The following is a 12,277-nucleotide window of genomic DNA, read 5'->3' as shown; positions in this document are numbered from 1 at the left end:
ATTGGGTAAAGTACCATGGTTAACTCAGTGCTTAAGCGAGTAACTGTAATTTAAGTGAGTAACTGTAATTTAAGCGAGTAACTGTAACTTAAGCGGTTAACCGAAACGGCGAACGTAAATGGGCAACTAATTATGACTGGCAAAAAGAAGCTCACTGTAACGGTCTAGTTTAGCCAATCGTATCTCAGCATTGGCAATAAAGGTCGCCTTTGCTTTGCCCGTTAGCGACTTAGATTCAGGAAGCTTCACGGTACGAGCGTTTTTATGTACCCCATTCACAAGAAACTCATAGTGCAGGTGAGGGCCTGTAACGCGCCCTGTTCCGCCCAGTGTTCCTATGGTTTGCCCTTGCTTTACTCGGTCGCCTGTCTTCACTCTTCTTTTTTGAAGGTGCAGGTATTTGGTGATGTAGGTACTGCTATGACGAATGAAGACATAGTTACCGTTGAATTGGTTGTAACTCGATTTTTGAACAATACCATCACCTGCAGCCCAAATAGGCGTTCCCACAGGTGCCGCGTAGTCGGTTCCTCTGTGAGCTCTGACTTTACCTGTCACTGGGTGGCGACGATTTGGATTAAAGTTCGATGTTACCCGACGAAAATCGACAGGCGATCGTAAGAACGCTTTTTTCATCGCTCTGCCATTTTCATCGTAATAATTACCGGTATTGTCATCCAAAATAGCGGTAAAGGTATCGCCTTGGTTTTTGAATATAGCGGCCATAATCTTACCTCTACCGATCACTTCACCTTCTACCACCTGTTCCTGATAAAGCATCTTAAATTGGTCGCCACTGCGTATATCCAGCGCGAAATCGATGTCCCAACCAAAGATTCCGGCCAACTCCATAATTTGGTTTGCAGTTAAACCAGCATTGATACCAGCGTTCCAGAAGTTAGAGGTAATGTCCGCTTCAGCGTAGTTGTACTGATACTGAAGTTCTTTTTTATCAAACGTAGATTCAAACCCGTCACGCGTTTTGGAAACAATAAAGGTTTCGTATGCACTGAGCTTTCGTTTCAGTTGAACCAATTCATTGTTTTCATCAAAACCAAATTGAAAGACATCACCAGGTTTAATGCGAGTGAGTTGTTTCTCTATATCATCATTGGTGGTGGTCAGTTGATAGAGAAGGCGAGAAGAGAGGCCGAGTCTTTGAAATAAAATAGCGGCACTTTCGCCAGATCCAATCGTATGTTTCTCCCAGCGCAATACTGCAGAAGGAGAAATAGACGTTCCTGGAGAAAGCGCCTCGGCATTAATAGTGAGCGGATAATGTCGACCTATCTCGTAGGTGCTTTTCTCCTGACGTAAATCTTTAGGATCAGGAAGAAAGAAAATAGCAATGGCCACAATGGCACTAAAAAAGGCAATTAGCGCTCGGTGAACCCATGGAAGACGATTGAAAATAGACAGCATTTTAGCGTTCGTTCTATAAAAGTGAATAAAATAGCTAGCTGTTTAGTCTAACTGGTTTCAAAAAACATCGCTATTCGCGTAAGATGGCAAACTATAAAATTTTTGCCAAATCTGTGGGAGTGAACAAGAATGGCGAGTATCGAAGCTGCATTGGCAGAAATAAAACGTGGTGTTGACGAATTAATTCCAGAAGAAGAGTTAATTGCGAAGTTAAAAGAGAACCGTCCACTAAGAATTAAACTGGGTGCGGATCCAACGGCGCCTGATATCCACTTGGGCCACACTGTTATCCTGAATAAACTGCGTGCGTTCCAAGAGCTAGGCCATGACGTAACTTTCTTGATTGGTGACTTTACAGGGATGGTTGGTGACCCAACGGGTAAAAATACCACGCGTCCACCACTGACTCGTGAAGATGTCCTTCGCAACGCTGAAACGTATAAAGAACAGGTTTTCAAAATTCTCGATCCAGCAAAAACCAAAATTCAGTTTAACTCTGAGTGGTTATCTGAGCTGGGTGCGGAAGGGATGATTCGTCTTGCTTCAAACTTAACGGTTGCTCGTATGCTTGAGCGTGACGACTTTAAAAAGCGTTATGCCGGCGGTCAGCCAATAGCGATTCATGAATTTATGTACCCACTACTGCAAGGTTACGACTCTGTGGCAATGGAGACAGACGTTGAATTGGGCGGTACGGATCAGAAGTTTAACCTGCTCATGGGGCGTGAGCTTCAAAAAGGTCACGGTCAGAAACCACAAGTCGTGTTGACGATGCCTCTACTTGTCGGCTTAGATGGCGAGAAGAAGATGTCTAAATCTGCGCACAACTATATCGGTGTGAGTGAAGCACCGAGTGAGATGTTCGGTAAGATCATGTCAATTTCAGATGTATTGATGTGGAGCTACTACGAGCTTCTGTCTTTCCGTCCATTAGAAGAAATTGAGCAGTTTAAAGCGGATGTTGAAGCAGGCAAAAACCCTCGTGATGTTAAGGTACTTCTTGCCAAAGAGATCATTGCGCGCTTCCATTCTGAGGCGGATGCGGATGCAGCTGAGCAAGAGTTTGTTAACCGATTTGCTAAGAATCAAATTCCTGATGAAATGCCTGAGTTTACCTTCGAAGCGGGATTGCCGGTCAGCAATATTCTAAAAGAAGCGGGTCTTTGTGCATCAACGTCAGATGCGATGCGTATGGTAAAACAAGGCGCAGCCAAGATTGAAGGTGAGAAAGTAGCAGACGCTAAGTTCGCTCCAGAAGTGGGTACTTATGTATTCCAAGTGGGCAAGCGTAAGTTTGCTCGTATTACGATCGCTTAATCTACGATCGCTTAATTATTGATATCGATTAACACATCCATGTTTTTTAATGTGGATTGATAATCCTTAATCAATAAGAAGTCAAAGATATAGAGCGCCTTAGGGCGCTTTTTTCGTGCAGGTTTTAAACCGTAAGATAAACCAGGTCTCAAATAGTAACAGTGCGATGATTGCGTATTGCCAGTGCGTGCCATAAGCGATGAGGTATAAAACGCTGCCCATAGAGAGCCAGATAACAACCAGAGATTGTGTTTTTTCTATCGGAGTCAGCCCCTGATTTTCTTTTAATCTGCGGGCTAGAGCGCCCAGTCTTGGGTGATTGAGAAGCCATTGTTGAAACTTGGGAGAGGCCGAACCAAAGCAATAAAGAGCCAGTAAGATAAAAGGAACGGTCGGCAGCAGCGGAACGGTGACCCCAATGGTTCCAAGAATTACACTGGTCCACCCTATACAGATGTAGCCTTTGCGCTTTATGTACGCTTTGGAAAGTGGACGACGTTTCATTTCATCTGTCATTATTCACCTAGCATATCGTTTGTTTTTTTATCATTAGAGTATGGGATGAAATAATTTGAATTGGCAATAAATTAGCAATCAATTTGTCAGTAGATAAGAGAAATGATCAAAATTTAGCTGACCTGTTTGTATCGGTTTGATACCATTTGCCGCGCTGCTGTTAGAGCAGTTTATTCGGAGCTAACTATGAACAATACCGACCATCCTCCTAGTATGAAGGGAGAAAAGTAACCACGTCGGTATTGGCGATCTCCGCACCTACCTTTGTGGTAGGGCATGTTTCATCTTCCCCCTGTATTTTTCTCCATTTCTTTCTAGACACCATAAGCTTGCAGCACATTTGTGTTGTAGGGTTTTATATCGCTTTTAAAAATAGCTATAACCACTTATGCGTGATGGTCGTTACCTTTGCCAATCGGGAGATTCGCCATGACGGTAATGAACAGTACTTACATTGAAAATACACCTCACTTTTCTCGTGAAGAGATTGGTGCTGCGCGTAACGCTTTTTTGCAATATGACCAAGAGAAGCAGTTACATCTTTTAACGGTCATGCCTATTGAAGAAGCGGTGGCGATATTGCATCACTGCTCTGTGGGTTATGTGCAACAACTTATCAGTTTGCTGGAAGGGGAAGGGCACGACAAACGAGCCAGACACTACGCTCACCAGCTGGGCATTATTCATTCGGAAGTGGAAACGGCTGAAGGATACTTAACCACCAGTGTGATGGAGCATGTTAAGCAACGTATTGGTTGGATCATTGCTCTGGCTTTATTGGGCATTGTTTCAGGTTTAATCATTGCACAATATGAAGATACATTGAGTCAGTTGGTATTACTGGCGATATACATGCCGGTTATCGCTGCGGCGGGTGGTAATACCGGGACTCAGGCTGCAACCCTTGTCATTCGGGCCTTAGCCACTGGAGAGCTTAAAAAAAGACAATGGCTTGCGGTGCTTTGGAAAGAAAGCCGTGTGGCGGTTTGTTTGGCCTTGGCCATTTCCATCGTCATGGTTGGTCGAATCCTGTTGTTTAGCGATCCGTCGTCTGCAGGTGGTTTTGACCTGAATGTGATTGCACTGGCGATTGCTGTTGCGTTGTTTATTCAGGTGACCCTATCAACCACACTCGGTGGCGTGTTACCTATCGTAGCAAGAGCCGTTAAGCTCGATCCTGCGGTTCTAGTCAGCCCGGTACTCGCGTCAATTGTTGATATTTCAGGAATGTGGGTCTATTTCACTGTCGTGAATTATTTTCTAGGTATTGGCTAAGAATGGTAAGACCTTAATACGCATTTAGCCCTTATTGCTTTGTTGATCTCTTTTAGGACGAGACAAGCAAGGGCTAAATACGATTCCTGATTAAACTTAAAGGTAAGGTCAACACCGTTACGGCTTAGACACTTGTTGGCTGAATGAGACGATATCCTGGTAGAAATATTGCTCAAATTGAGTAATAGGAGCGATAACCGGCTTGTTGTTACTTGCTTTTATTGGGTGATAGTCAGTGACGAACTGAACGAATAACGAGCTAGGTTTCCCATTTTCATCCAGACCGTACCCTGCCATATTATAACTGCCATACACGGAACCACTCTTGGCAATGATCTGCCCTTTAATCGGTGCTTTACGCATACTGCTGCGGTACTGCAGCGTTCCTGTTTCACCGGATGTTGGCATAGCTTGAACAAGATTAAGTTCATCATCATTTATCCAGATGTACCGTAATATCGACGCCATATCGTGACTGGTGAGTCGATTGTTACGAGAAAGCCCTGAGCCATCGACCAGCCGTGCTTGTTCCAAATTAATTCCAGTCTTGGCCCAAATGATTTGTTTCATGGCTGATGTACCATTAGTGAAACTTCCTGGCTGAAGGTAGAAATGCTGACCAATGGTTTTGGTTAAGTTATCTGCAATTAGGTTATCGGATTTCTTTAGCATGACATCGAGCAGTGCAGGTAGTGTTGCAGACTTATGCAGCGTCAAAAGTGTTGTTGCAGAAGCATCAAAGGAAGAGCCTGGACGCCCTACTTTTACTGACCCGTATAGCTCGATATTAAGTTGATTTAAAAGGGTGTAGACCATGCGTGTGGTGTATTGCTCTGGGCTTTGTACAGCAAATTTGAGTGGAAGAGGTTGACTTCGCTCCACTAAGCATCCGTTGAGTTGGTACTGATTATTACTTTTTGTAAGGAGTTCTAGGTCGCATTGGCTACTTTCTTGCTCAACTTTGCTGACGGTACGCGCTTTAGTAGAGACATGAATAGGAAACTGCTCGGGAACGTATACCCGTGTTAAGCCAGTATCCAACGTATATATGGACGCTTGAACACAGTTTTCATCGAGAGTTATGGCACTGGCTGGTGCGCTATAGCAAACCCCAAGAATATCCCAAGGCCATCCTACCGCGCGATCGTAGCCAGAAAAAATTGAATTATCGAGCCAAATATCCCCCTTGATGCGGTGAGTCCCACTGGTTTTGGCGCTTTGCAACATGTCGCGTAGGTTTTGCGTGGTCAGGGTGGGATCGCCTGAGAACTGGATGATTAAGTCGTCTTGATACCTTAAAAGTGAGGTTTGGTAATGGAAATCGTCGCCCAGTTCCAGTTTGGCTGCGAGCGCGGTGACCAGTTTTAAGGTACTGGCTGGTGGGAATAGTTGCTCGGTATTTTCTGACAGAGAGGTCGCTTTAGGGCTAGAGAGGCTTTCTAATATCAAGCTATTTCTGCTGCCAGCTGGGAGTGCTGACGTAGGAGAATACGCAAGGCTGCTACTAGAGAATAGAATGGCAATAATAAGGTAAAGGAAATGAATATGAGAGAGCATGATAGAAAACCTAGCTTGATGTTACCTGTAAGAGAATACAACAATGAAGAGTGAGTATAGCGAGATAAAAAAATGCCTGCTAGATGCAGGCATTTTAATTGAGCATTTATGGAAAGAAATTAGAAGTCGTAACGTAGACCGAGTGCAAGCTCGTCTTCTGATTTAACTTTACCCACTTTATCGGAATCAAGCAGGTTGAAGTTGTATGAAATGTAGCTACGGAAGTTCGGCTTGAAGTAGTATGTTGCATCAATGGCTACGTTGTCCGCAACATCTGCAGAAGTGCCTGAGGCTTTTGCTTCTAAGTAGTTGTAGCTAGTTGTAAATACAGTCTTACCCATAGTGTAAGCAGCGGCGAATTCGTAACCAGTGTTGTCAGTTTTAGACCCACTAACCGTTTTATCTTGCCCATCAACGAAAGTACCAGCGAAGTATAAATCGTTGATTGAATAAGAAGCGGCAAGCATGTATTGGTTGCGATCAAGCAGTACACCCTCTACGGTTTGGTTTGCATCCGCATAACCTGCACCAAGAGTAAGCCCCGTGTCAGCTACAGAATAAATACCAGATAGCGAGAAGCCATCGGCTTTATTATCTTTGAATTCGCCAGAGCTAGAATCTTGGTCAGCAAAGCGATAGCTAGCTTTAAGGTCTAGGTCAGAAAAGGAACCTTTGTAAGAAATCATATTATCCGTGCGGTCTGCAACGGCGATTTTGTAAGCCGCAGAGTTACCGTGATATGCCATGATATCGGTAAAGTCAGTAATTACACCAAGAGCACCTGCTGTTTTACCGTAGGCAACCTCACCAAAGTTGCCACCTATACCGCCATAGCCGTATCGAGTGTTCAGATCATTGCTGCTATCAACATTACCTTGTTCGTTAGTTGTGAATTCACCTTCCCAGAAGCCAACGCCGTATAGACTTTCCGTGATTTCAGCCTTACCAAGGAAGCTAAGACGAATACGAGACTTGTCATCGGCTTTGCCATCTTTAAGAGATAGACGAGCTTCTGCACGACCGCCCATATCCACAGAGTTACCGTCTTGGTTGTATAGCTCAGCTGCATTGATAGTTGTTGTACCTGCTGCAGCTACCACCGCTAGAGCAATTAGAGTCTTGTTCATTTTATTGTCCTATTTTATTGTCCATAAATAGTTACTTTTGCGAGGTACTTCAACCTCTGCGCACATGTATCCTCGGCCTTATACTGCTTTAAATCAAGTTTCATATGTAAGATTTATGTCATAAGTTCCATTGATGGTTTTTTGTGTTGTACAGCATGAGAACGTTTAGGCCTTGGATCTCTCGGACTTAACGGTGATAGAGAGTTTTTGCCTAAGAGAGATGATGAAGCCAAACGATAGGACGCGCGAATCGCTAATGTTTGCCTATTGTTAGGATTGCGATTTTGAGATTCTATCCAAGTAAATTTTAATGATTTAAACGGCAAGTTTGTTTACACTACAGAAAGTTGATCCACCAATAAACCACCTGAATAAATATGGTTCGGGGGGTTTTGTTTTGTCCAAAGTTCCCTTTGGCATAGAGGTATATATGGAAAAGGTTCCAATGACTGTACGTGGCGAAAAGCAGCTACGTGATGAATTAGAAAGATTGCTTAAGTTGCGTCCGATTATTTCAGCCGCAATTGGTGAAGCTCGTGAGCTCGGCGATTTGAAAGAGAATGCTGAATATCATGCCGCTCGAGAAGAGCAGGGTATTTGTGAAGCACAGATCCGCGATATCGAATATAAGCTATCGGTTGCTCAAATTATCGACGTGACGAAAATGGAAAATACCGGAAAAATTATTTTCGGTACTACTGTTACGTTGATCGATGTCGATACCGATGAAGAAGTGAAATATCAAATTGTCTCTGAAGATGAAGCGAATATTAAATCGGGTCGTATTTCAGTAAAATCGCCAATTGCTCGTGGTTTGGTTGGCAAACACGAAGGTGATGAGGTCGTTATTTCTACACCGGGCGGTGAGAAAGACTTTGAGATAGATAAAGTAGAATATATCTAATTTGTCCGGCGATTAATCGCTACAGATACTAAAAAGGTCGCATCATGCGACCTTTTTTCACACTACAATAATCAAAAGACAAATTATTTGCGTGGGATGTCGATTTTACGTTGCTCTGATTGACGGAACAGGACCAGTACTTTGCCAATAGACTGTACTTTTTCTGCTTTAGTTTCACGAACAATGGCATCAATAATCAGTTGCTTAGTATCACGATCTTCAGAAGCAATCTTAATTTTGACCAATTCGTGGTGATCAAGAGCAATTTCGATTTCCGCTAGAACAGCTTCGGTGAGTCCATTCGCGCCCATAAGCACGACAGGTTTTAGACTGTGCGCTAGGCCTTTAAGGTGCTGCTTTTGTTTGGTGCTTAAGTTCATTATGCGGCCAATTTATTTTTGGTTAGGGTTGAAAAAAGCTATTTTAACGCCATCTAATGCTGAAGACTATAATTTATTAGTCTTATGTATATTGCGATTGGGTTTTTGCCCTTTAATTTAGGTATCTAATGAGTAAACAAAAACACTCAGCCAGCTCAGGCCGTTGGTTGAAGGAACATTTCGACGATAAGTACGCTAATGAAGCTCGTAAAAAAGGCTATCGTTCTCGTGCTTACTTTAAAATGGAAGAGATCCATCTTAAAGATAAGTTATTTTCCCCTGGCATGACGGTTGTCGATTTGGGGGCAGCCCCTGGTGGTTGGTCTCAATACGCGGCTAAAATAGTGGGTGATGAAGGGCAAATTATTGCTTGTGATTTACTGCCTATGGATCCCATTGCTGGTGTAAGCTTTTTACAGGGTGATTTTCGTGAAGATGCTGTATTAGAAGCGTTACTCGATAGAATTCAACCAAGTATGGTTGATGTTGTCATGTCAGACATGGCACCTAATATGGCGGGAAATGCGTCCGTTGATCAACCTCGTTCAATGTATTTAGTGGAATTAGCTTTAGATATGTGTCGACAAGTTCTGGCACCTAATGGTAGCTTTGCTGTTAAGGTTTTCCAGGGCGAAAGCTTCGATGATTATGTCAAAGAAGTTCGTAGCTTGTTTAAAGTAGTAAAAATAAGAAAGCCAGATTCCTCAAGAGCTCGCTCGAGAGAAGTCTACATCGTAGCCACTGGTTACAAAGGTTAACCATTTCGCCACTAAAGGCGAACGTTAACACTATAGCTACAGGTGTTAAACTGTAGTACCCTACCTTTAATTACAATTAGTTATCGAGAGGCTTACACCTTGAGTGACATGGCAAAAAATTTAATTCTGTGGCTTGTTATTGCTGTTGTTTTAATGTCAGTTTTCCAGAGCTTTGGCCCTGGAGAAAGTAATGGCAGATCAGTAGATTACACCACGTTTGTACAGGAAGTTGGCCAAGGCCAGATTCAGGAAGCAACTTTTAAAGGTCAAGAAATTGCCTTTACTCGTCGTGGAGGTGGCTCTCGTTTTGTCACATACATGCCGGTATATGATGAGAAGCTTCTAGATGACCTCATTAACCAAAATGTGAAAGTTCAAGGTACACCTCCAGAAGAGCAAAGTCTTCTAGGGACTATCTTTATTTCTTGGTTCCCTATGATCTTACTGATTGGTGTATGGATATTCTTCATGCGTCAAATGCAAGGCGGCGGCGGCAAAGGCGCGATGTCGTTTGGTAAAAGTAAAGCTCGTATGATGAGCGAAGAACAGATCAAAACGACATTTGGTGATGTCGCAGGCTGTGACGAAGCTAAAGAAGATGTGAAAGAGCTGGTTGATTACTTGCGTGATCCTAGCCGATTCCAAAAGTTGGGGGGTAAAATCCCAACCGGTATTCTTTTGGTGGGTCCTCCTGGTACGGGTAAAACACTTTTAGCGAAAGCCATTGCTGGTGAAGCAAAAGTACCTTTCTTCACTATTTCAGGTTCTGATTTCGTAGAAATGTTTGTTGGTGTTGGTGCCTCTCGTGTTCGTGACATGTTTGAACAAGCGAAGAAAGCCGCGCCATGTATTATTTTCATCGATGAAATTGATGCCGTCGGTCGCCAACGTGGTGCCGGTGTTGGTGGTGGTCACGATGAACGTGAACAAACATTGAACCAAATGCTTGTTGAAATGGATGGTTTTGAAGGTAATGAAGGTATCATCGTCATTGCTGCAACTAACCGCCCGGACGTATTGGATCCAGCATTGCTTCGACCTGGTCGTTTTGACCGTCAAGTGGTGGTTGGTTTGCCAGATGTACGTGGTCGTGAGCAAATCCTGAAAGTTCATATGCGCAAAGTTCCTCTAGCGGGGGATGTTGAACCGTCGCTGATTGCTCGTGGTACACCCGGTTTCTCTGGTGCTGATCTTGCTAACCTTGTTAACGAAGCCGCATTGTTTGCAGCGCGTAGCAACAAGCGCAATGTCTCTATGGTTGAGTTCGAGTTGGCGAAAGATAAGATTATGATGGGTGCAGAGCGCCGTTCAATGGTCTTGTCTGAAGACACGAAAGAATCAACTGCATACCATGAAGCAGGGCACGCTATTGTTGGACGCTTAGTACCAGAGCACGATCCTGTGTACAAGGTATCAATCATTCCACGTGGCCGTGCGCTGGGTGTCACCATGTACTTACCTGAGCAAGATCGTGTAAGTATGAACCGTCAACATTTAGAGTCGATGATTTCTAGCCTTTATGGTGGCCGACTGGCTGAAGAACTTATCTATGGTTTGGATAAAGTATCCACAGGCGCATCCAACGATATTGAACGTGCAACGGATATTGCTCGTAAGATGGTCACTCAGTGGGGCTTCTCTGAAAAACTCGGCCCTCTGCTGTATGCAGAAGACGAAGGCGAAGTGTTCCTTGGCCGATCAGTAACACAAACTAAGCACGTATCAAACGATACCGCTAAACTCATCGATGATGAAGTTCGTGTTCTGATTGACCGTAACTACGCTCGAGCGAGACAAATCCTAGAAGACAATATGGATATCATGCACGCAATGAAAGACGCACTGGTTAAGTACGAAACCATTGATGCAGGCCAAATTGACGATCTAATGGAGCGCAAATCAGAGATTCGTGAACCAGCTGGCTGGGGTGATCAAGACAAGCCTCAAGCTGATATCGAAAAAGAGTCAGCGAAAAAGCCTGAAGACGACAAAACATCTGAAGATGACAAAGCGAAAGCTCAGTCTACTCAAGATAAGTCTACTGAAGCGAACGATAATGATGAGCAATCTGCAGATAAAAAAGACGCAGAGTAACCTTATTCACTAATGTAAACCCCGAGATATCTCGGGGTTTTTGTGTTTTAGAGCTATCTATATATTAGAGCTATGAAAATAACATCAAACAACAAACAGTTAGATCTCTCCACTCCTCAAGTTATGGGGATACTCAACGTCACACCGGATTCATTTTCTGACGGAGGAGAGTTCTCCTCTCTAGGACCTGCAATAGTACAAGCGGATAAGATGATAGCTGCGGGGGTTAGCATTATCGACATCGGCGGAGAGTCAACCAGACCAGGTGCTCCTGATGTGTCTCTCGATGAAGAATTGAATCGCGTGATTCCTATCATTCGAGCCATTCGTGAGCGTTCAGATGTTTGGATATCCATTGATACAAGCAAAGCCGAAGTTATGGAGCAAGCGATCCTGGCCGGAGCTGATATCATCAATGATGTTCGTGCGTTACAAGAGCCTGGTGCATTAGACGTAGCCGCAAAAGCGCAAGTACCGATTTGTTTAATGCACATGCAAGGTCAGCCACGATCGATGCAAAACAACCCCCATTATTCAGATGTTATCGAGGATATCAGTGCTTTCCTCTCTGAACGTGTGCAAGCGTGTGAAGCGAAAGGGATTGATGCCTCTAAAATTATTCTCGATCCTGGCTTTGGATTTGGTAAGACCTTAGAGCATAATTACCACCTGCTTGCACATCTGGATAAATTTCATCAATTAGGCATGCCGATCCTGGCTGGTATGTCTCGCAAGTCAATGATTTTTAGGCTTTTAGATAAAAAGCCTGCTGAATGCATGGTAGCGAGTGTTACCTGCGCAACGATTGCTGCAATAAAAGGAGCACAGATTATACGCGTTCATGATGTTGAAGAAACATTGGAAGCAATGAAGATCATTACAACCATGAACAATAATCTGTAGCCCGAATCTATTTATAAAGGAATT

11 protein-coding genes are annotated in these 12,277 nt (G+C 43.7%); 6 read left to right on the top strand and 5 right to left on the bottom strand.

The features are described 5' to 3' along the window. Window positions 1-126 precede the first annotated feature (126 nt). On the bottom strand, window positions 127-1,422 hold the full coding sequence (locus QF117_RS18240) for a peptidoglycan DD-metalloendopeptidase family protein (RefSeq protein ID WP_282387422.1): 1,296 nt from the start codon (window positions 1,420-1,422) through the stop codon (window positions 127-129). 129 nt (window positions 1,423-1,551) lie between these two features. Between QF117_RS18240 and tyrS the strand changes: the two genes are divergently transcribed. Further along, window positions 1,552-2,739: a tyrosine--tRNA ligase gene (gene tyrS, locus QF117_RS18235; protein ID WP_282387421.1), complete on the top strand. Its 1,188-nt coding sequence runs from the start codon at window positions 1,552-1,554 to the stop codon at window positions 2,737-2,739. A gap of 99 nt (window positions 2,740-2,838) precedes the next feature. Here tyrS and QF117_RS18230 read toward each other — a convergent pair whose 3' ends face one another. Continuing rightward, window positions 2,839-3,255 carry a YbaN family protein gene (locus QF117_RS18230; protein WP_282387419.1) on the bottom strand — a complete coding sequence of 139 codons (417 nt, stop codon included), beginning with the start codon at window positions 3,253-3,255 and terminating at the stop codon, window positions 2,839-2,841. A 429-nt stretch (window positions 3,256-3,684) separates the two neighbouring features. On the opposite strand from QF117_RS18230, the gene QF117_RS18225 reads away from it, so the two are divergent. After that, complete coding sequence (locus tag QF117_RS18225; RefSeq protein WP_282387418.1) at window positions 3,685-4,530, top strand: magnesium transporter; 846 nt, start codon at window positions 3,685-3,687, stop codon at window positions 4,528-4,530. A 117-nt stretch (window positions 4,531-4,647) separates the two neighbouring features. On the opposite strand, the gene dacB is transcribed toward QF117_RS18225, so the two are convergent. Further along, on the bottom strand, window positions 4,648-6,087 hold the full coding sequence (gene dacB, locus QF117_RS18220) for a serine-type D-Ala-D-Ala carboxypeptidase (protein WP_282387417.1): 1,440 nt from the start codon (window positions 6,085-6,087) through the stop codon (window positions 4,648-4,650). Between the two features lie 119 nt (window positions 6,088-6,206). Further along, entirely contained in the window at window positions 6,207-7,214 is a 1,008-nt protein-coding gene (locus QF117_RS18215; protein WP_282387416.1) for a porin, read from the bottom strand. 430 nt (window positions 7,215-7,644) lie between these two features. On the opposite strand from QF117_RS18215, the gene greA reads away from it, so the two are divergent. Further along, complete coding sequence (gene greA / locus QF117_RS18210; RefSeq protein WP_282387415.1) at window positions 7,645-8,118, top strand: transcription elongation factor GreA; 474 nt, start codon at window positions 7,645-7,647, stop codon at window positions 8,116-8,118. 83 nt (window positions 8,119-8,201) lie between these two features. Here the strand turns inward: greA and yhbY are convergent, their stop codons facing one another. After that, window positions 8,202-8,498: a ribosome assembly RNA-binding protein YhbY gene (yhbY, locus tag QF117_RS18205; RefSeq protein ID WP_282387414.1), complete on the bottom strand. Its 297-nt coding sequence runs from the start codon at window positions 8,496-8,498 to the stop codon at window positions 8,202-8,204. Between the two features lie 128 nt (window positions 8,499-8,626). Here yhbY and rlmE point away from each other — a divergent pair, with 128 nt between their 5' ends. The 3 genes from rlmE (at window position 8,627) to folP (ending at window position 12,253) form a co-directional block, all read left to right on the top strand. Further along, the gene (gene rlmE / locus QF117_RS18200) at window positions 8,627-9,256 is read left to right on the top strand and encodes a 23S rRNA (uridine(2552)-2'-O)-methyltransferase RlmE (RefSeq protein ID WP_017036720.1); all 630 of its coding nucleotides are present in this window, start codon (window positions 8,627-8,629) and stop codon (window positions 9,254-9,256) included. Window positions 9,257-9,364: 108 nt separating this feature from the next. Next, window positions 9,365-11,350 (top strand): ATP-dependent zinc metalloprotease FtsH, encoded by a 1,986-nt coding sequence (gene ftsH / locus QF117_RS18195; RefSeq protein ID WP_282387413.1) that lies wholly within the window; start codon window positions 9,365-9,367, stop codon window positions 11,348-11,350. A 72-nt stretch (window positions 11,351-11,422) separates the two neighbouring features. Continuing rightward, complete coding sequence (gene folP / locus QF117_RS18190) at window positions 11,423-12,253, top strand: dihydropteroate synthase (RefSeq protein WP_282387412.1); 831 nt, start codon at window positions 11,423-11,425, stop codon at window positions 12,251-12,253. Window positions 12,254-12,277: the final 24 nt, after the last annotated feature.

Source organism: Vibrio sp. YMD68, from assembly GCF_029958905.1.
Taxonomy (GTDB): Bacteria; Pseudomonadota; Gammaproteobacteria; order Enterobacterales; family Vibrionaceae; genus Vibrio.
The sequence above is the reverse complement of the archived record's forward strand: the minus strand, read 5'-3'. Positions and strand labels throughout refer to the sequence as shown.